22 protein-coding genes are annotated in these 18,698 nt (G+C 35.7%); 19 read left to right on the forward strand and 3 right to left on the reverse strand.

The window, feature by feature from the left end; all coding sequences use genetic code 11:
• Positions 1–95 precede the first annotated feature (95 nt).
• The 7 genes from KHA88_RS13070 to KHA88_RS13100 all read left to right on the forward strand — a co-directional run bounded on the left by KHA88_RS13070 (position 96) and on the right by KHA88_RS13100 (position 4,845).
• On the forward strand, positions 96–539 hold the full coding sequence (locus KHA88_RS13070) for a GNAT family N-acetyltransferase (protein ID WP_213122173.1): 444 nt from the start codon (positions 96–98) through the stop codon (positions 537–539).
• A 107-nt stretch (positions 540–646) separates the two neighbouring features.
• Positions 647–910, forward strand: a complete 264-nt coding sequence (locus KHA88_RS13075) for a hypothetical protein (protein ID WP_213122174.1) — start codon at positions 647–649, stop codon at positions 908–910.
• Positions 911–1,152: 242 nt separating this feature from the next.
• Positions 1,153–2,352 carry a PDZ domain-containing protein gene (locus KHA88_RS13080; RefSeq protein WP_213122175.1) on the forward strand — a complete coding sequence of 400 codons (1,200 nt, stop codon included), beginning with the start codon at positions 1,153–1,155 and terminating at the stop codon, positions 2,350–2,352.
• 105 nt (positions 2,353–2,457) lie between these two features.
• On the forward strand, positions 2,458–2,997 hold the full coding sequence (locus tag KHA88_RS13085) for a histidine phosphatase family protein (RefSeq protein WP_213122176.1): 540 nt from the start codon (positions 2,458–2,460) through the stop codon (positions 2,995–2,997).
• 243 nt (positions 2,998–3,240) lie between these two features.
• Positions 3,241–3,588: a hypothetical protein gene (locus KHA88_RS13090; RefSeq protein WP_213107947.1), complete on the forward strand. Its 348-nt coding sequence runs from the start codon at positions 3,241–3,243 to the stop codon at positions 3,586–3,588.
• A 131-nt stretch (positions 3,589–3,719) separates the two neighbouring features.
• Complete coding sequence (locus tag KHA88_RS13095; RefSeq protein ID WP_213098175.1) at positions 3,720–3,860, forward strand: hypothetical protein; 141 nt, start codon at positions 3,720–3,722, stop codon at positions 3,858–3,860.
• 109 nt (positions 3,861–3,969) lie between these two features.
• The gene (locus KHA88_RS13100; protein ID WP_213122177.1) at positions 3,970–4,845 is read left to right on the forward strand and encodes an alpha/beta fold hydrolase; all 876 of its coding nucleotides are present in this window, start codon (positions 3,970–3,972) and stop codon (positions 4,843–4,845) included.
• Positions 4,846–5,030: 185 nt separating this feature from the next.
• Here KHA88_RS13100 and arr read toward each other — a convergent pair whose 3' ends face one another.
• Positions 5,031–5,447 carry an NAD(+)--rifampin ADP-ribosyltransferase gene (gene arr, locus KHA88_RS13105; RefSeq protein ID WP_213098173.1) on the reverse strand — a complete coding sequence of 139 codons (417 nt, stop codon included), beginning with the start codon at positions 5,445–5,447 and terminating at the stop codon, positions 5,031–5,033.
• A gap of 313 nt (positions 5,448–5,760) precedes the next feature.
• On the opposite strand from arr, the gene KHA88_RS13110 reads away from it, so the two are divergent.
• From KHA88_RS13110 to KHA88_RS13120, 3 genes are all read left to right on the forward strand, one after another.
• Complete coding sequence (locus KHA88_RS13110; RefSeq protein WP_213122178.1) at positions 5,761–6,150, forward strand: hypothetical protein; 390 nt, start codon at positions 5,761–5,763, stop codon at positions 6,148–6,150.
• Positions 6,110–6,595, forward strand: a complete 486-nt coding sequence (locus KHA88_RS13115; RefSeq protein ID WP_213122179.1) for a CPBP family intramembrane glutamic endopeptidase — start codon at positions 6,110–6,112, stop codon at positions 6,593–6,595. Before KHA88_RS13110 ends, KHA88_RS13115 begins: the two co-directional genes overlap by 41 nt.
• Positions 6,596–6,776: 181 nt before the next feature.
• Entirely contained in the window at positions 6,777–7,337 is a 561-nt protein-coding gene (locus KHA88_RS13120; RefSeq protein ID WP_430413715.1) for a GNAT family N-acetyltransferase, read from the forward strand.
• Positions 7,338–7,407: 70 nt separating this feature from the next.
• Here KHA88_RS13120 and KHA88_RS13125 read toward each other — a convergent pair whose 3' ends face one another.
• Entirely contained in the window at positions 7,408–7,740 is a 333-nt protein-coding gene (locus KHA88_RS13125; protein WP_213122181.1) for a DnaJ family domain-containing protein, read from the reverse strand.
• Between the two features lie 851 nt (positions 7,741–8,591).
• Between KHA88_RS13125 and KHA88_RS13130 the strand changes: the two genes are divergently transcribed.
• The 5 genes from KHA88_RS13130 to KHA88_RS21470 all read left to right on the forward strand — a co-directional run bounded on the left by KHA88_RS13130 (position 8,592) and on the right by KHA88_RS21470 (position 11,251).
• The gene (locus tag KHA88_RS13130) at positions 8,592–9,416 is read left to right on the forward strand and encodes an inositol monophosphatase family protein (protein ID WP_213107951.1); all 825 of its coding nucleotides are present in this window, start codon (positions 8,592–8,594) and stop codon (positions 9,414–9,416) included.
• Between the two features lie 136 nt (positions 9,417–9,552).
• Positions 9,553–10,050, forward strand: coding sequence for an NUDIX domain-containing protein (locus KHA88_RS13135; RefSeq protein ID WP_249313104.1), 498 nt, complete (start codon positions 9,553–9,555; stop codon positions 10,048–10,050).
• Between the two features lie 410 nt (positions 10,051–10,460).
• Positions 10,461–10,571: an FbpB family small basic protein gene (locus tag KHA88_RS13140; protein ID WP_213098169.1), complete on the forward strand. Its 111-nt coding sequence runs from the start codon at positions 10,461–10,463 to the stop codon at positions 10,569–10,571.
• A gap of 19 nt (positions 10,572–10,590) precedes the next feature.
• Complete coding sequence (locus KHA88_RS13145; RefSeq protein WP_213107952.1) at positions 10,591–10,977, forward strand: sporulation protein; 387 nt, start codon at positions 10,591–10,593, stop codon at positions 10,975–10,977.
• A 52-nt stretch (positions 10,978–11,029) separates the two neighbouring features.
• A complete protein-coding gene (locus KHA88_RS21470; protein ID WP_213122182.1) occupies positions 11,030–11,251 on the forward strand; it encodes a hypothetical protein in 222 nt (73 codons plus the stop codon).
• Positions 11,252–11,367: 116 nt separating this feature from the next.
• On the opposite strand, the gene KHA88_RS13155 is transcribed toward KHA88_RS21470, so the two are convergent.
• Positions 11,368–14,631, reverse strand: a complete 3,264-nt coding sequence (locus KHA88_RS13155) for an Ig-like domain-containing protein (protein ID WP_213122183.1) — start codon at positions 14,629–14,631, stop codon at positions 11,368–11,370.
• 442 nt (positions 14,632–15,073) lie between these two features.
• On the opposite strand from KHA88_RS13155, the gene KHA88_RS13160 reads away from it, so the two are divergent.
• From KHA88_RS13160 to KHA88_RS13175, 4 genes are all read left to right on the forward strand, one after another.
• On the forward strand, positions 15,074–15,763 hold the full coding sequence (locus tag KHA88_RS13160) for an HAD family hydrolase (protein WP_213098165.1): 690 nt from the start codon (positions 15,074–15,076) through the stop codon (positions 15,761–15,763).
• A 136-nt stretch (positions 15,764–15,899) separates the two neighbouring features.
• Positions 15,900–16,250: a VOC family protein gene (locus KHA88_RS13165; protein ID WP_213122184.1), complete on the forward strand. Its 351-nt coding sequence runs from the start codon at positions 15,900–15,902 to the stop codon at positions 16,248–16,250.
• 297 nt (positions 16,251–16,547) lie between these two features.
• Positions 16,548–16,757 (forward strand): hypothetical protein, encoded by a 210-nt coding sequence (locus KHA88_RS13170; RefSeq protein WP_213098164.1) that lies wholly within the window; start codon positions 16,548–16,550, stop codon positions 16,755–16,757.
• Positions 16,758–17,429: 672 nt separating this feature from the next.
• Positions 17,430–18,557: an Ig-like domain-containing protein gene (locus KHA88_RS13175; RefSeq protein WP_213122185.1), complete on the forward strand. Its 1,128-nt coding sequence runs from the start codon at positions 17,430–17,432 to the stop codon at positions 18,555–18,557.
• Positions 18,558–18,698 lie beyond the last annotated feature (141 nt).

Here is an 18,698-nt window from a genome sequence, read left to right on the forward strand (position 1 = left end):
GGTCATTTTTTAGGTTGAAATTTGTAAAGTGAAGTTCACAGTGTTTTTTCCCTTCTATTAAGTGTAGAATTTGATTCAATAGGGAGTGAATTCTAATGGAAGTGTATCAAGCTACGATTGAAGATTTAGACGGAGTATCACATCTATTTAATTTGTATCGTGTGTTTTATCAACAAACATCAGATTTAGAAGGCGCTAAGACTTACATAAAAGAACGTTTGGAAAAACAGGATTCTGTGATATTTGTTGTAAAAGAAAAACAAAAGTATGTAGGATTTACCCAACTATATCCTACATTTTCATCTATATCTATGAAAAGGGCATGGATATTAAATGACTTGTATGTTGATGTAGAAGCAAGAAAACAAGGAATAGGAGAAATGCTCTTACATAAGGCAAAAGATTATGCAATTGAATTAGGTGCTAAAAGCATTAGTTTGAGTACGGCACCGGATAATTATTATGCTCAAAGACTATATGAAAAAAGTGGATACATACGTGATTCACAATTTTATCATTATGAATTAGGTTTAAGTTAATCTCGTCTGACCCATTAAGCAACTAATGGGTGGAATACTTCAAGTAAGGTTCAGTATAGTTGAGTCAATTCTTGTGAAAAGCAGTACAATTTAGGCGAAGGGTGAGAATGATTATAGAAAATGAATATTTAAAATCGTTTGGAATTCCTGGTGGTTTTTTCTTGTTAGGTATTTTATTTTTAATAATAGGAGCTAATGGGGAACAAAATGCAATAAATTTTTCAAGACCTACAAATGCTACATCGTGGTCAACTTCAGATAGTTTAATAACCGCATTTATATCTGTTCCAATGATTATAGGTATTAGTTTCTTAATTTTATCTATCAGCACTTTTTCTATATCATTTTATTTTTGGCAAAAAAAGCGGTAGATTAATCTAACTAATGGTGTGCATTCCTTAAAAAAGCCGGGATTGGACTTTTTCTTGGGCAGGCTAATGAAGAATGTATCACTAGAAATATTAATCCTTATAAGAGCTTATCTTGTTTTGATCATTTTTGCGTAGATAATCGAACCCATTAGTCAATTTGGCCTCTATTTTTTTGCCCATTTTCCGGAAATTTCTGATAGAATAGTAGTTAACGTTACTTTTTCGGGAAGGGATATGACAGTATGACCGAAATTTGGTTACTTGAATTAGCAAAAGGAATAGGAAGAATATTTCTCCATCCGCTTTTATATTTTTCGATGATTTTAGCGGTTATTGCGGGTGTATTGAGAGTAAAAAGGGAACGTGGAGATTTTAATGTAAGAGTCCACTCTTTTTTATATGAATTAAAAAATCTATTTCCTGCAGGAATTGTAGCAGGTTTGATCCTTTCTATTATTTCCGTTTCAATTGGGCTCACCATTCCATTGATTTTTATTGCAGCCATAGCTGTGATTTCTATAATACTTGGTTCGATCGGTAATGCGCGTCTACTATCTCCTGCTCTAATAGTGGGCTTGGCTTTGCTGGTTGCTTTTACCGCCAACTATTTCGAATTAAGAATGCCATACTTTGAAAATACGATTGAATCTAATTATTTTATTGGTGTTGCCATATTGCTAGGTATTCTAATCCTTACAGAAGGAATACTCATGTTGAAGAATGGGCTGAAAGATATTTCGCCCAAACTGCGAACAAGCAGCAGGGGTTTGACTGTGGGGGCTCTGCAAACAAAGCGCTTGTGGATGTTGCCAATTTTTGTTTTCTTACCTGCAGGTCCGCTTACTGTTCCGTTTGATTGGTGGCCTGTCATTGACTGGGGGACGAAAAGCTATTCCTTGATGCTCGTCCCATTCATCATTGGTTTTCAACAACAAATTCAAAGTTCTCTTCCTGAAAAGGCAGTCACAAGATTAGCGAGACAGACAATCGGACTTGGTGTCATCGTTATCTTCCTATCAGGCTTAAGCTTCTTAGATTTCCCTTTTTCGGAATTTTTACCTGCTGCTGTAGGTTTGATCGCCATACTAGGCCGGCTCTGGATTTCTTACCGCCATCGCGTGCGAGAAGGGAACACGCTTTATTACTTTACACCGCAAAATAATGGAATCATGATTTTGGATGTCCTGCCGGGTTCACCTGCAGATAAAATGGGATTGAAAACAGGCGAGATTATCCAAATATGCAATAATATTAATGTCAGAAACAAACAGGATTTATTCGAATCTCTCTTGAAAAACCGTGCCTATTGCAAGCTTGAAGTTCTGGATACAAACGGTGAAAAACGCTTTGTACAGAGGGCTCTTTATGAAGGAGATCACCATGAACTCGGAATTCTTTTTGTTGAAAAAAGAATGAAGCATGGGGCAGATCGAGCGGTGTGACCGGTATTATAAAAATATAACTCTTCAAAGATAACCACTTAGACTATTGTTAGGCTAGGTGGTTCTTTTTTTAGGAATACATCTGCTAAAATTGGAGTGATATCGTTGAAGAAAATATATATTATTCGGCATTGTGAAGCTGAGGGACAGGCAGCTGAAGCTAAACTGACAGATCGAGGACGGAACCAAGCTGCAGACTTATCTAAGTTTTTTGCAAATAAAAAAGTCGATCGAATCATTTCAAGCCCATATAAGCGTGCCATTCATTCTATACAACCTCTAGCAAACCAATTAAACATTGAAATAGAGATTGATGGACAATTGACGGAACGTGTACTAAGCACTAAAAATTTTCCCGATTGGTTTGAAAAACTAAAAACCACATATGATGATCTTGAACTGAAATATGAGGGTGGCGAATCTAGCCAAGAGGCAATGAAAAGAATTATAGAAGTTGTAGAAAAAGTTTTTAATAGCGAAAATGAAAATACGGTTATAGTGACACATGGGAATATAATGTCACTACTATTAACGTACTATGTTAAAGACTTTGGATTTGAAGGTTGGCGAAATCTTAGTAATCCAGATGTATTTCTTTTACGAAATGTTGATAAAAAAGTAACTTATGAACGAGTATGGGGATGAAAATTATGTAGTTATAGACTTAATAAAATTACATTAAATTATGGGGGGCCTTATGATTAGTAAATGATGTAACAAAAAGCTAGATTCTAGTTCAATAACTGATCTTAAAGAAATAGAAGGAAGCGTAAAAAAGGTGGGAACCATTTTACGCTAATGATGTTCTGCTAAATGCTCGATAAATGAGCGGGAACATCTCTAATGTTAGAGTGTCAAAAATACACAGAATTAATTTGGGAGGTATAAATGTACACATATGACTCATTTGAAAGCTTAGGAGCTTTTACTTTATTGAGACCTGTTTTTGTTACTTTTATGATAATTTCCCTGCTTTTATTTTTAGTAATGTTAATACCCAGGTTTAAAAATAAATTTATTAACGGCACCGCAGTAATTAGTTTATCAGCCATCTCTATTTTGGTGTCTAGTCAGCTTTTATTTTATAGCGGAATCATTGTTGACGAGGTTGGCTTAGGAGGAGATGCCGTTTCTACTTATATTTATTTGGCAATTGTAGGTCTTAGTATAATTAATCCTTATTTATTCTTTACACAAAGGAAGGAAAAGAATAAACGCCAAGATTTATTTTTTTAGAAAGCCCCTCCCTATTGAAAAAACACCACTTTATTAAATCATTCGCATTTTTATTATTTTAGTAACGTAAGGATGTTGAACAAGACAAAATCAAATTATATACATATAAAAAAGTGGGAGAGGACATATAAATGGGAGTAATTATAGGAGTAGTTGTAATAATAACGATTTTCTCGATAGAATTTCAGTTGAGGCAATTAAATAAAACAAATAAAAAGATAGTGGAATTGCTAAAGGAAATAAAAAATATTGATGCCTCGAAAGAAATGTAAAAATGGCTGGCCAGGTTATGGAGGGAAAAATATACTAGGATGTAAAAAAGCCTTTAAAAATTTTTTGGGGAGAATTCATAATATTTGAATTAATGGGAGGAGTGTCGGCTTGTCCAATTATACTATGGCATTTAGAAATATTAAGGGTTCGGAAAGATTTAAACAAATGTATGATGCAAATCTTTCGTTATGGGGAGTGGATTACGAAAGTTTTTACGTTACAACACGTTTCGGTGAAACGCATCTTCTTGCAGCTGGCCAGAAGGATGCTCCTCCATTAATTCTATTGCACGGTTTTGGATTCGGAGCGACTATGTGGTATGCCAATATCTATGAGCTTAGCCAGCATTACCGTACATATGCGATTGACATATTGGCTGATTTTAACTTAAGTGTAGTAACAAAACCTTATAAGGAAAAAAAGGACTGCGCTGATTGGCTATCGGATGTTCTCCACGCTTTGGGAATTGAACAAACAGCAGTGTGCGGGCACTCGGCTGGCGGATGGCAGGCCATTAATTTTTCGATTCTTTATCCTGAAAAAGTAAATAAGCTCATCCTTTTAGCGCCAGCTGCTTCTTTTATTCCATTTCATAAGCAATTCTTTTTAAGGCTATTTAGTATTATGATTTTTCCTAAAAAATCTTTTGTCATTAAGTCATTCTGCAGCTGGTTTGTTGCCAAAGGGAATAAGGTCGAGCCAGGTTTATTTGAGCAGTTTTATTTAGGGTTAAAACACTATAAATATACTAAAACGATCGTTCCTTCCGTTTTTAGTGATGAAGAATTTAAGAGAATAAATATGCCGACATTGCTTATGGTTGGGGATAAGGAAGTCATTTATAATTATGATGAAATGTTAACAAAAGCACAGCAGCTGATCCCACATATTAAAAATAAAGTCATTCAAAACGCGGGGCACGCACTTTCAATTGAGCAAGCAGATGAAGTAAATGAATATATCATTAAGTTTTTAAATAAGTAAAGAATCAATTGTAGTAAATCGACATTTTGAGGAAGTATACTCAAAAATACTTCTGACGAAAGTGAACTGTTTATTTCTGAAATAAAGAAACGCTGCCCACTCGTAAAGGTAACAAATATCTTAACTTGAATTATTGAGAAAGGAGGCTCACCCGCCGCCTACTGAAACTTTATAGATTTTAAGGATTAATCGTCTATTACAGCTTTTCCTTGTTCACGTAACTTTTTTAAAAATGTAATCATATGATTTATTTCTTCATCGGAATGTCTTTCCCATGAACTTAATTCAGCTATTATTTTCAAAGGAGACTTAGACCTATAGGAACGTGTTGGGTTTCCAGAAAATCTTTTGTCAGTTAAGTTCGGATCATTTTCAAATTCACCTAATGGTTCTACGATATAAATCCTTTCTTTTGATTTAGATGTTGCTAATTCAGCACCCCATTTAGCAGCATCTAATGTTGCGGTAAAATATATATAGTTAGATTTTTTATCTTGGTAATTTGATATGTGCTGTGGTTCTAATAAATCTCCAATTTTTAGTTCCGCTTTAGTACCATGAAAAAAAGGACCATTATCTAAGACATCTTTTTTGTCATTCATACTGATACACCTCATATATTTTTAGATTTGTGTATAACATTGTATTATAGGAATTACAAAAAGAGTACCCTATAAATAATAGTATAATGTAAGTAGAGAGAATATCCACGACAATTACCTATTCGAATGTTTTGATTAATGGGAGTTTTATGGACTGACATCTGGCTTTGTATTTAAAAAGTGATATTAAACAAACAAGCGCATTTCAGGAGCTAGAAGTGCGCTCTTTTTTAGTAAGGAAATTGTATACGTTTTTCTTGATTTTCTATAAGAGGAAATAATGAATTAGGTATCAATTAGAGGTGAAATTAATGTGATTGATTTAAAGCAGAGAAAATATTATTTTTTCTTTATGATTTTAGGATTTATTTTGTTGGATATATATTTAAATGTTTTTATTGCAAAAACAAATAATATTGTCACTCAACTGTTGTTTGTTATTTTATTTTTCCCATTATTAAAAATAATCTTAAAGGCAACTAAGTTAAATTCTTTTAAAAGCATTGGTATCGCGTTCCATCCTAAATGGAAGAGGAACTTAATAATCGGATTTAGCATTGGTTTTACCTTTTGGTTAATAAAGTATGCTCTTGTTTATATTCTTAATGGGTTTGAAATTGTCGGAGTAAAAAGTTTATCCGAATCATTAATTACCTTCTTCTTTGTTTTTTTTTGCATTTTTTATCAGTTCTTTTTTAAATGACATAATCATTAGAGGATATATTTTTGGGCATTTGAAGGATAAAATAAATGGAAAATGGATTTTTATTATATCCATTCTTATCTATGCATTTGATGATAGTTGGAATGAAGGGTTTAGTTTATCGAATACATTGTTTTCCATTGCCTTGGGATTGTCGTTAACTTATTCTTTTTATCGAACACGTTCGATCTGGGCTGATACGGGTATTCATTGGGGATTAAATGTTTGTTACGGAATTTTCAATGGAATGTTAGGAAGTTCGGATGGGGGAGTATTTATAATTACCGAGAATGCAAATCCATCAATTTTATTAGAAGCAATAAGTTATATTATACCTCTACTTATGTTTATATTTCTCTATTTGCTACGTGGCAAGCTAGTCATAAATAAGGACGATTGTCCAAAACGAGATAGTGCGATGTCTATATCGGAAGAGTTGATCTAAAGTCCTCCTCTTAAACTACTGAATCTGTTGAAGATAGGCGTAATCGGATCAAGACGACCGATCGCATAGGTTTGATGGGTTTGCCTAAAACTATTTTGGCTGTCTTACTTTACTTTGTACTGCAATAAAATCTTTTAAGGGCTCTCTTAATAGTTGTAAGAGGTGATGTTAATTGAAAAAAATGGAAAATGAAATTATTACATTAATACCGATGGAATTGGAGCATGTTGATGGCATTCATGCTGCAGCGCAGGACATTAGCATTTGGGAACATATGTCTGTTGATTTAACATCTAAAGAAGCATGTGTAAATTATGTTGAGGATGCGGTGAAGAAACGTGAGAATGGTACAGATTTCGCATATGTAATTTTTCATAATGAGACAAAGCAAGTTATTGGATGTACTTGGTTTTTAGACATTCATCCAGCTCATAAACGATTAGAAATTGGCTCCACATGGCTTAATCCAAATTATTGGCGCACAACTGTAAATACAAACTGTAAATGGTTATTGCTACAATGTTGCTTTGAAGAACTTGAATACAATCGCGTGCAAATTAAAACAGGGCATCGTAATATACGTTCTCAAAAAGCGATCGAACGTATTGGTGGGATAAAGGAAGGTATTTTGCGAAATCATATGATCCAACGAAATGGTGACATTCGTCACACTGTTATGTATAGTATGACGAAAGAGGATTGGGCCGAAATAAAACGACTTTTTTTAGGTCAATTATTATAATAAAATAAGGCACATCTAAGAAATATGTTTGTAATAGATGTGCCAAATATCTATCATAGAAACCCCAAGTTCACCAAATTTTTTTCGCATTTTCTAAACTCTTCAAAGCTATAATGTTTTTTTGCATGGGAGGTGGACAAATTCTATTATGCTTTAGAATTTTTTCATTGATTATTTTTACATCCTGTTCCGTTTTACATAAATGGACGAGTTGGGAAATTTCTTTTTGCAGCTTTAACCAAGGAGGTAAAAAGCCTGCATCCTTTGCTATCTTTTGAAAATGCTGATAAGTGTCCATTTGTAGATACTCTTTTGAGATTGGTTTACCTTTTCCTTTAAAATTATCCTTTTCTCCAGCTCCTTCTAAAATATCTCCTATTAAATCATTATACTTTCTATCCATAAGGTCACCCCATTTATTTCGTTAGTTCTACCGCAAATCCCGATTAAATTAATATGGAATATAAAGTGTGATTAATAACTCCAAGTTCCTAAATACGATAAATCCCTATTCCTGCAATGCATAGGATAGGCCCTTCCAGGTGGTCAAATTGCTCACTCATTTCGGTCCATTTGTTTAATAATACCATTTAATATAATTGAAAAATGTTAAATGTGAATCTTTTGAAATTTCGTCACAACCCATATTCTTTATGAATTAATTAGATAAGCGGAGTCTATTTATTCAATATCGCTTTTATACTGCATTCACTGCCCAACTTTGATGCTCATGAATCTAACTATTATTAAGTCAGCATGAAATTCCCAGAATAATTAACAGATAGCGAAAAATGTTATGAAGAAGGATTATTAGGGTATTTGTCGAACTTCAATGTCATGATACTCAAAATAATTATCTCCACCAAGGGCCCCTTTTCTATACACCTATATATAAATTTATAGAGGCAGTGAACAGATGCATGGATACAAAATGACCAGATTTGATCAATGCTTTGGTTAGAGGCTAACTAGGTTTCATTGTATGCAAAATGAATCAGATGAAATTGAAAAATGTTGAATTGATGGAGAGTCAGTCCTTGACCTGGCCGATATCAAACTGAACTACCCAAATATTCAGATCGACCTGCGCAAGTGGTAGATTTGATACGACCAATACCAGAGACTATTACATAGACTACTACAGATTTAATATAATCCCTCTTTTCGGAGTCAAATCAAATAGGGGATGCTTATCACTTTTTAAATAAATTTAATCAACGGAGTCAATAAAAATAAAAATGGGGGTGCTCATTTATGGAAGATATTTTATATAATGCTAAGGAAGTAGCAAGTAAAATAATTATTGATGCAGGTCAACTTGCTAAAGAACGATTTGATAATTTTATTAAGTTAGAAGAAAAAGGTGATTATGGAGATGTAATAACAGAGGTTGATCATATGGCGGAGAAGATTATCTTGGAAGAAATCAGTAGTGCTTTTCCTGGACATAAAATTCATAGTGAAGAAGCTGGAGATAATGAATTAGAGAGTGATTGGTTTTGGCAAGTAGATCCATTAGATGGAACGAATAATTTTGTAATTGGTCTTCCTGTATTCTCATCATCTATTACACTTTTATACAAGAACAAGCCTGTTCTAGGAGTCATATATGAGCCTATGGTAGAACGATTGTTTATATCTAGTTTAAACGGGGGTTCATATTGTAATAACAAAAAATTAAGGATTAAGTTGAGAGAGAATCCGAGAAAATTTAATATTGGCTGGATTCAAGGTCATAATGTCCAGAATGAGGACAAAGCTGTAAGGCTAAGACATTACTTGGATACAAATTGTAAACGGATGATAAGGTTATGGGCTCCAACGATTCAATGGTGTATGTTGGCAAAGGGAGATATTGACGGAATAGTTCTTTATAATTCTGAAGGCGATGATTTATATTCTGGGATAATAATGGTGAAAGAAGCGGGGGGAATTGTATTTGATTTTCAAGGAAATGAGTTTACTGAAATTAATAACGAACCTTATTTAATAGCCTGTCATCCCAATAATAAAAATTATTTTTTACAGATAGTAAATGAGGGACTAAATCTTTCTAAAGTGCCTGTAGAAATCACCTAATTCATAAAATACTGAAATGAGTATATAGGTCTCGAATTTTTAAAATATTTTGTAAAAGGAAAGTTTGATAAAGAGAAAAATTAGTTAGTGCTTCTTCATAAATTCTTTTTAAATTCATTAGATGGGAGTGATTAACTTGGCAATTCTAGTCAACAAGAAGGGACATGTGTTTCTTGATTTTCTAAAAGTCAGTGAAGAAGAAATCATGAAGTATGTAAATGATGCACCACTTACACATTCATTGGTCGTTGCCTCATATCAAGGGAAATTTCTTCTCTTGTTTAATAAATGGAGAAAATATTGGGAGCTTCCTGGTGGCATGATTGATAAAGGTGAATCACCGAGGCAATGTGCTTTAAGGGAATTATACGAAGAAACGAATCAACGTATTGACAACATAAAGTTTAAAGGATTAATGAAGCTTCAATTAAAGCCTGATGATCGAATGGAATATGGTGCGTTATATAGCGGTGTAATTAGTGATTTGAAACCATTCAATGAAAATGATGAGGCAGAACAAATAATATTATGGAATCAAGTAACAGATATTGGGTACATAGACGAAATTGATGAAAAGTTATTAGATTATTATTCGGATGACTTTAGCAGCTGTACTTCTAGGCCTTTGTTTTAATATAAATAAAAAGGGCTCAAAAATTTCTTTATTATTTTGTTCTTAGAGTCGGAGTGTTAGATTCTAAAGGTAAATTTTTTGTTAGAATAATTGAAAAAGAAAAAACTGTCGACATTCCAATTGGATTATATCTTAGTATCAATAGAAACAGTTGAACATACCTCCTAAAGGGGAGTAGCTTTAATAACAAAGTCGTCATTACGGAATTATACACTCTCGGCTTTGTTGGCAACAAATCGTTGTTAGCGAGACCTTTACCATTCGGTAATGGTCTCTTCTTGTATAAAAAACCTTTACCGAAAAACATGGTAAAGGTTTTTTTGTAGGTAAAGAATGGAAAAACCGACAATTCTCGTTAAATCATTATCAAAAATAGCAATTTATCATCTAATGAAAGGAAAGGTGACGTCATGAGAAAAGTAAAAGTATCTTTAGCTGAGTTAATTAGCAAAAATAAGGAAGAACTTCTTAAAGATAAAGCATTAATTGAAAAAATTGAAAAACGTGTGGATGAAAAATAAATGATTAGGAGGGTATTTATTGATATTAAGGAAATACATGTCTCTTTTAGGAATTGGTTCAGCGCGAATAGACCTTATCCTCGCTAAGGAAACTTATGAGGTAGGAGAACATATTAACGGATATTTCTTAATTAAGGGTGGGATGATTGATCAACAATTAAGGCGCATTGACTGTGAATTGATGATGAGTGATCAACTGAAAGGTATTGAAAAAATAATCGATACACGAATGATTTTCACATCAAAACGCATCCAATCGGAAGAATTATATAAAATATCATTTACTTTAAAGTTACCAACAACGATCCCGGTTTCGACAGAAGAAATATCATACTGTTTTAAAACTAAGTTAACTTTTGACGAAGGGGTAGAGAGTATAGACCAAGATATCATCCGCATCATCTAGTTAGATATAATCGAAATCAACTTTAATACAACGAGGAAGGATTAATAACCTAATGATTGAAACTAAAGAACAACTACTTGTTGAATTGAATAAGAGTGAGGATTGGGAAAAAAATCAGAATGGATTATGGTTTTGGGAGAAGCTTGGCCGTCTAGAATTAGATAACCGAGGCTATGATCAAGTTGATCATAGCCTCCCTTCCATTAGTCAAACGAAATTCGATTGCCTTTCATATATCAAAATATTGAAATTTGGTCTTGGCAGCAGGACCTAATTACCTTGTTATTATGCCTACTTTGGGATCCGTCAACGAAATATCGATGGTACTGCAGACGCCCATGGGTACTCCATCACCGCTATAAAAAAGAGCTATAATTATCCCTGTTCATATCAATTTTTGCCTTTATCGTGAGGAACAATCACGGTACCTCTTGCCGTTGCAACATCCCCGTTTGTAAAGGTGATTGCATACTCAATCGTATACACTCTTCCTTTTCCATTTCCAGATCGTTTGGCCCGTAGCTCGAAGTCGTAATCGGCTTCACCAAAATTGGCACCGCTTATATCGTTCTTTGCTGGTTCATTACTTGTAATCGAAGTTAATGATACGCTGGCAATATCCTCCGGATCTCCATCGTATTGCAGCGTCGCATGAATCGGAATCATCTTATTGTTTGCAGGCCACAGTTCCGTCTTATCCAATGTGATTGTTACGTTTCCATGGTCATGGGAAACTTCAGTTTGTCCGCTGATGTCGATCGTCACGCTGCCGGTGACACCGGAACCGTCCTTGGCTGTTGCCACAACTTTTACCTGTCCATCCTTCACCGCAGTTAAAAGTCCTTCATCATCAATCGTCGCTTTGTCTGTTGCCGTACCGTCCACATTTAAGACGGACCAAATGACTGTTTTATTATCTGCATTCTCGGGCAACACTGCAGCAGACATTTGCAATGTACCGTCTTTCGCTGTAATTGCCTCAGCGCCGCCTTCTCCCGTTACGTTTATGGAAGCAACGGGATTCCAGAACGGTATAATTCGATCGTTCAAAGTGAAATTGGTAAATTCCGCAGTCTTAACAGGAATAGAAGTATTTAATTTCCGTACAAATATTCCGACTTTAGGATTCGTTAGTGAAATGGAAAAGGTATCGGTCAATTGAGTCCAAGTGATACCATCGCTGCTAAAATGACCCGTATAAGTATTACCTGTTTTTTCGATTTTTAAATAGATATCTCCAGGAGCCACTGGGTCTGCGTAATTTTTGTCCGTTTGCACAAGTCCCGGACTGCTCCTTCCTTGGGAGAACCTTATTTGTTTAGCAGCACCCGGGTTTGCGCCGTTTGCTTGTCGTCCCAAGGAGATAAAGTTGCCGTCATCCTGATAAACGATCAATCCCGCCCATTCGAAGCCCATGGACGCATCAAACTTCAGTTTGGTGGAGATGGAGAAATCGTCAGTTGTGCCGGAATCCCTCAAAAGGAGACTCGGTTTGGTTCCTCCCCAGCTTCCTTCTTGTGTCGTTAATTTCATTACATTTGCATTTTTGGGGTCAATGGCCCAATTATCTTTGTTTTCTCTAACCCATGTCCATCCATTGCCCAAAATCATCGTTTGGCCGCTAATGGTGATTGTCTGATTCCCTGTGACACCGGAACCGTCCTGGGCTGTCGCGATTACTTTTACCGTTCCGTCACTTTGTGCTTTTAACAATCCCGAAGAATCAATCGTGGCTTTACCGGTTCCGTTCACAACGGACCAAAAGACCGCTGTGATATCCGCATTAGCAGGCGTCACCGCAGCAGACATTTGCAGCGTACCGCCTTTCGTTGTGATATTCGTTGCTCCACCATCTCCAGTTACGGTGATGTCAGACACTTTGACGATTCGACCGCTGTACTCTGTAATTGTTTTCCTGTGTCCCGAATATGTTACGGCTTCACCAAAATCATTAACAATATGCGTAATTTCACTTCCTGGCATTCCAGCTAAAAAAACACTGGTCGCATGTTTAATTTTTACACCTGGAGTATAAGGAACTTCTATTGCACTATTCAGCTTGACAGCGGCATCCCTAAAAAAGGAATAAACACCAAGGCCGTAAGCATCATGTGTGGTCACGGAATCCGCTACTTTATATGAAGCGTAGCCATTCACTGTGCCGTTGTTACTCATCCAACTATCTTGGTCAGGAACATCATATGGGATTTCAGATTGATAGAAGTACATCCGGCCATGATCGCCATTCCATAACGTTTGGTACTCATGAAAGTGTTCAACGAACAAACCGTATATCGTTACATCGTTTCCATTTACCACCAAGCCATTTGTAGTCGTGTTTAAATCCCACCCAACATCTTTGCCATGATCGGCACGCCATACCCAGAAATGGTCGCCAATGACATTGTTGCTGTTAATTTTAAGGCTTACGTCAGCTTTTCCTACAGCATCCCCTCCTCCGACTCTAAAGAATAGATCATGAAGGGAAGTAGGATTGATAGAGTGATCTGCTGAACTACCTTCCGGTCCAACTTCCATTAAGGTAGGTGAACTTTCTGATCCAGCATCGAATAGGAGCCCTGCAACTTTTACTCCATCTACATCTGAAACCGACAAGGCAGCAACGCCTCCGTGCGGCATAAGAGTAGCAAATCCAAGACCAAGCACAACAGTGTTAGGTCTTGTTACTCGGATTGTATCATTGAGGTGGTAGATACCTGGAGTAAACAGAAGATTTTTCCCCTGCTCCAGCGCAGTATTTATACTTGCGGCATCTGATGTTTCCGGTTTTGCGATATAGAACTCTTCTATAGGTATTGATTTTCCTGAAGTAGGCCCGTTTGCCCATGTGGTTCCCTTAGTGTCAGACTGAAGAGCCGGAACAAAAACTTGATATCGATCCTTTTCGTCAATGGTAAGGTAAGGTTTTTCCCGCATAATAGGCGCTTCGTTAATGACTGTATTTGAATTCGTAGGCCAGTTAGCCTCTGGTGGATTGTCGACCCCAAGAAAAACAGTGTTCCAAAGTCCACCCGACCAGCTTTTCAATTCACTATTCCTAGTAAACCATTGCTGTTGTCCTCCCGAAGTTATTTGATTATCAACCTTAGAATCGGCTAGGAAGCCGCCGCTTGCCCATCCTCCGTCATGCAACTGCAGATTGCCCTTAACGTGCATACGTCTAAAAGGTACTGCTTGCGATACAGCCCATTTATTGGTGCCTGAAGTTGGCTGTATTGCAAAATTTTCTGCTGCACGCCAAAAGTTTTTGGTAGCGTTCCCTGGTGGCGTATTCCACCAATCTGCGTCAACCGTTACTCCACCATTTATGGTGACATCGTCGGGCATTTGTCCCAGGCCAGCTACATGTGTGTAAAAGCCCACTCTGATGTTGGCATTGTATGTACCAGGCTTGAAGAGAAGGGCATATCGATCATTACCAAATTCATTTGATTCTTGTTTTTTAAACACTTCATTACTAATTCTTTGAATTTCTGAGTCTGGTGTGGAATCATCAAATACATAGACATTGGGACCAAAAAGTCCTGTGGATTCTTCAAGTGGATCTTCCGCATTAGAAACCCTTGGAGTACTCATGAAAAGGCTTGCAAAAATAGAGAATATGAGAATTATAGATATACATCTTTTTAGCATTTTTATCCTCCCAATAGTATAATTGTGCCAATGATATCTAATTAGAAATAAATGGACTCTTCATTAATCACTACTCTTAAATCCACCACCTTCTATTCGTTCGCTTTTTTGTAAACGCTTTCCGAGGAAAGGTCCATTATAGGCTTTTTGAGTCTTTACAAATTAACTCTATTATTATTATACAGCTTTACAACAGGGGAAAATTGACTATTTTGAAAATTGTTTTCACTCCTACTTCTGGACTAACTGGAAATTATATCAAGATAGCGCAAGGAAGGACACAGAAGTCCAATTCAATGGAAAACCATGTTCATACACCAAAAAAATCCTTTCCAATAGAAGAAGATGGAAACATCGTAAAAAGATTTTGGATACATATGTAACTTATTTATCTGGAGAGAGATAATCCCAAATAGACATTGAAGCAGGGAGGTGAATTATTATGATCAATGCTGTCCTATTTGATTTAGATGGAACTTTGTTAAATAGAGATGAATCCGTAAAGGAGTTTATTGGTCTGCAATATGAACGACTGAATACATGGGTAGGACATATTCCAAAAGACAAATATACTAAAAGATTTATAGAATTAGATAGCCGAGGCTATGTTTGGAAAGATAAAGTATACCAACAATTAGTTGGTGAAATGGATATTACCGGTTTAAGTTGGGAGGATCTAATTCAAGACTACATAAATGAATTCAAGAATCATTGTGTGCCATTTCCTAATCTTATCGATATGTTAGAAGAATTGAGAAGGAACAACTTGATGTTGGGAATAATCACAAATGGGTATGGGCAATTTCAGATGGATAATATAAAGGCTTTAGAGATTGAAAGGTATTTTAAAACTATTTTAGTATCTGAATGGGAAGGATTAAAAAAACCTGATTTACAAATATTTATGAGAGCATTCCAACATTTGAATGTCGCACCCAACCAATGTGTTTTTATCGGCGATCATCCAGTAAATGATGTCCGTGCGGCCAAAAATGTAGGAATGACAAGTATTTGGAAAAAAGATTTTCAATGGGATCATGTGGATGCAGATTTCATTATCGATGATTTGGCCGAAATACCTACGATCATTAAAAAAGTAAATAAAGAAAGTATTCTGTCCAAACAGAAATGAGCATGATGTTTCGGTAGAAACGCTTTACCAATAGTACTTAAATCATTTGAATGGATTAACATTAATTAGTTAGGTCTAAATGTTGAATGCTATGGGAAGTGGGATGTTAATAATTTTATTAGAAAGAAGGATGAGAATGGGAAGAGTAATTGGATTCGAACTAAGTAGTCAAGAGCCTGAAAAAGCGGCAGATTTTTATGCTGAAGTTTTCGGTTGGAAAGTGGCTGAACCTCATTGGGATTACTGGTCGGTTATGACTGGGAAGGATACTTCTCCGGGAATTAATGGAGGGATTGGTAAAGGACCAAATGATTTTCCTCATGGTACTCGTGTTCAAATAGAAGTAGATTCGATTGATGTAGCTATACCTAAATCTACTAAGAACGGGGCAATAATTGTACGGGATAAAATGGAATTTGATGATTTTTATTTAGCTTATTTAGTAGATCCTGTTGGACTTGGTTTTGGTTTAATTCAAAAAAAATAAACGATTTTTAGGAAGAAATAAGGTATGTCCTTCGTTAAAAGGTTCTTTGTCTAGAAAACAACAAACATATTCATCTTAAAATACAACATTTACTGTTTCGAGTTGGTTAGATAATCTGCAACCTAAACATTCTGTGTTTATAGTTATATGTACCCCCTTTAGGTAAATAACGATTTGTTTAATTGTGTGCTAGCACATGTTATAATGGGAGGCTTAGGATAATTACGACTATTGCTCATAATTGAACGAATGCCGAGAAAAGCCACGGCCTAGCGAAAAGTATGGAGGTGTAAGAGAATGAATAAACGATGGACGATCGGTAAAATTAAAGAATTTGTTGAGAAGAATTCGGAAAGTAAGTTGCTAACGACGGAATATCACGGTTTTTCTCAAAAGTTACTATTTAAATGTGCATGTGGTAGCAACTTTGAAAAAACATTTACGAAATTTAAAAATAATAACCAACGTAAATGTGACGTGTGCAGCCCGCCAAGAGCATCCCGCTAAACGTCTATCATATAAAAAAATAAATAGAAGTTGGCGTATTGGAGTTTCTGTACAAATGGATTCGACTCCCCGCCGTCTCCTACACACGATATTAATAAAACCATAAATTTAATATAATGTGATGTAAAACATAAAATTTCCGATTGGAAACTTTATGTTTTATTTTTTATTTTCTTTAAATAAGATGTACTTTTTGTCTATATTAATTTTGGATCTCCTTATTTTCTAATAAGCCTAAAATGGGGTTCAACTAGAAAAGTTTCACTAGCAAATGTAAGCAATATTTCACTCTTTGATTCCTACGGCGCCAAGTAATGGTGGGATTTCATAATGAGAAACTTGCCGACCCTTTCTTGTAGAATTGTTAACTCTTTTATAAGTTTTAGTCTGAAGCCGATGGACATAAATGAATTGAAGTAATTTTCTAATGTTCGATGATACGCGCCCAAAGTTCCCCTAATAGTTCCATTGCCACTTGATTTCCACCACTGGTCTGTATAATTAGTAATCTTTCTCGATCCATCTTCTAACGTTTCACTATGTGGTGACTGTAAGCAAGAAGAAATAAAAGTAGGTGTTGCACTTTTTGTATTAATTAGTCGTATGAATTATATCGTCCCAATACTTTTTAACCACTATAATAATCTTATATGAACTTATTAGGAGGAAATTATGAATCTATTAAAAAAAGCAGCAATGGTTATGTTCATCGTTTTTTTACTTATTCCAACGGCGGCATTTGCTCAGAAAAACTCAGATGTCAATTTTAGCAACATTCGTTCAAGCAAAGAACTGTCAGAAGAATTAACGTTCGGCCCATCTCCTGAAATGCAAGGAAGTAAAAAAAAACACTATGCTGGGAAGTTTGCAAGTATTTCATCTACCGATCCGAATGATTACCCTTTAATCAAAAGCGGAGGTGAAATCGGTTTCTTAAGCGATTCGTATGATACCCTTCACTATGTAGTCTTTGATAGGATAGAAGATATATCGAGCAAAGATATGAGCCTTCGATTGCTTTATGCATCGAGTGACGATTACTATAAGGACAACATTGTAGATTTGGAATTTTTCAAAGAAAGCAAAGGGGTATTAACCATCAGCGGGTTTACGCAGTTTGATACACTTTTTTATGATGTTGTTACCCTGAGCTCTACACTGCCTAAAAGCGAATTCAAAGATCAAAAGTATATTTATGTTAGGTTGGGTCTGTCTGAAGGTGATTACGATGACTATTATTCGGATGTGACAACCTTTAAAGTAAGCAATCCATTTTACATTGCGCCAGACAAAACACCGCTACCTGCCGTTCCAACCGTCAACGCTGTCAGTGACAAGGATAAGAAAATAACAGGAAAGTCGGAAGCGGGTTCAAAAATAACGGTAAAAGCCGGAACCAAAGTGATCGGTAGCGCAACAGCAGACAAGAACGGAAAATTTACCGTTACACTAAAATCAATACAAAAAGCCGGGACCGCGCTCTATGTTACAGCTACCAACAAGGCCGGTAAAGTAAGTAAGGCAAAAAAGATGATCGTGATTGACAAGACACCTCCTGCCGCTCCAAAAGTAAATAAAGTAACGATTACGTCAAAGACTGTAACTGGTAAGGCAGAGGCAAATTCAACCGTATCTGTGAAAATTAACAAGAAGGTGGTCGGCTCGGCCAAAGCCGATAAAAAGGGCAATTACTCAGTAAAGATAAAAAAACAAAAAGCGAATACGATCCTTTATGTTTATGCCAAAGACAAGGCTGGCAATGTAAGCAAAGGAACAAAAGCGATTGTTAAAAAGAAATAATAAGAATGCGAATGACTGTTTATTGGTGTTATATACAGGCTTTGCCCCGGCGAAGAATGTGGTCTTTATCTCAAATTATTAGCTGCTTCCACTAATACGACAAAGAGAATATCTATTGATTTTCATAAGATCAGTCTTCAG

This window comes from Lederbergia citrea (assembly GCF_018343525.1).
GTDB classification, from domain to species: domain Bacteria; phylum Bacillota; class Bacilli; order Bacillales; family Bacillaceae_C; genus Lederbergia; species Lederbergia citrea.

What these genes read in the sequence shown, in the direction of transcription:
- KHA88_RS13175 (WP_213122185.1), top strand. Translation starts at nt 17,430, where the DNA reads ATGAATCTATTAAAAAAAGCAGCAATGGTTATGTTCATCGTTTTTTTA.
- KHA88_RS13155 (WP_213122183.1), bottom strand. Translation starts at nt 14,631, where the DNA reads ATGCTAAAAAGATGTATATCTATAATTCTCATATTCTCTATTTTTGCA.
- KHA88_RS13090 (WP_213107947.1), top strand. Translation starts at nt 3,241, where the DNA reads ATGTACACATATGACTCATTTGAAAGCTTAGGAGCTTTTACTTTATTG.
- KHA88_RS13120 (WP_430413715.1), top strand. Translation starts at nt 6,777, where the DNA reads ATGGAAAATGAAATTATTACATTAATACCGATGGAATTGGAGCATGTT.
- KHA88_RS13095 (WP_213098175.1), top strand. Translation starts at nt 3,720, where the DNA reads ATGGGAGTAATTATAGGAGTAGTTGTAATAATAACGATTTTCTCGATA.
- KHA88_RS13170 (WP_213098164.1), top strand. Translation starts at nt 16,548, where the DNA reads ATGAATAAACGATGGACGATCGGTAAAATTAAAGAATTTGTTGAGAAG.
- KHA88_RS21470 (WP_213122182.1), top strand. Translation starts at nt 11,030, where the DNA reads ATGATTGAAACTAAAGAACAACTACTTGTTGAATTGAATAAGAGTGAG.
- KHA88_RS13140 (WP_213098169.1), top strand. Translation starts at nt 10,461, where the DNA reads ATGAGAAAAGTAAAAGTATCTTTAGCTGAGTTAATTAGCAAAAATAAG.
- KHA88_RS13080 (WP_213122175.1), top strand. Translation starts at nt 1,153, where the DNA reads ATGACCGAAATTTGGTTACTTGAATTAGCAAAAGGAATAGGAAGAATA.
- KHA88_RS13165 (WP_213122184.1), top strand. Translation starts at nt 15,900, where the DNA reads ATGGGAAGAGTAATTGGATTCGAACTAAGTAGTCAAGAGCCTGAAAAA.
- KHA88_RS13070 (WP_213122173.1), top strand. Translation starts at nt 96, where the DNA reads ATGGAAGTGTATCAAGCTACGATTGAAGATTTAGACGGAGTATCACAT.
- KHA88_RS13075 (WP_213122174.1), top strand. Translation starts at nt 647, where the DNA reads ATGATTATAGAAAATGAATATTTAAAATCGTTTGGAATTCCTGGTGGT.
- arr (WP_213098173.1), bottom strand. Translation starts at nt 5,447, where the DNA reads ATGAATGACAAAAAAGATGTCTTAGATAATGGTCCTTTTTTTCATGGT.
- KHA88_RS13130 (WP_213107951.1), top strand. Translation starts at nt 8,592, where the DNA reads ATGGAAGATATTTTATATAATGCTAAGGAAGTAGCAAGTAAAATAATT.
- KHA88_RS13160 (WP_213098165.1), top strand. Translation starts at nt 15,074, where the DNA reads ATGATCAATGCTGTCCTATTTGATTTAGATGGAACTTTGTTAAATAGA.
- KHA88_RS13125 (WP_213122181.1), bottom strand. Translation starts at nt 7,740, where the DNA reads ATGGATAGAAAGTATAATGATTTAATAGGAGATATTTTAGAAGGAGCT.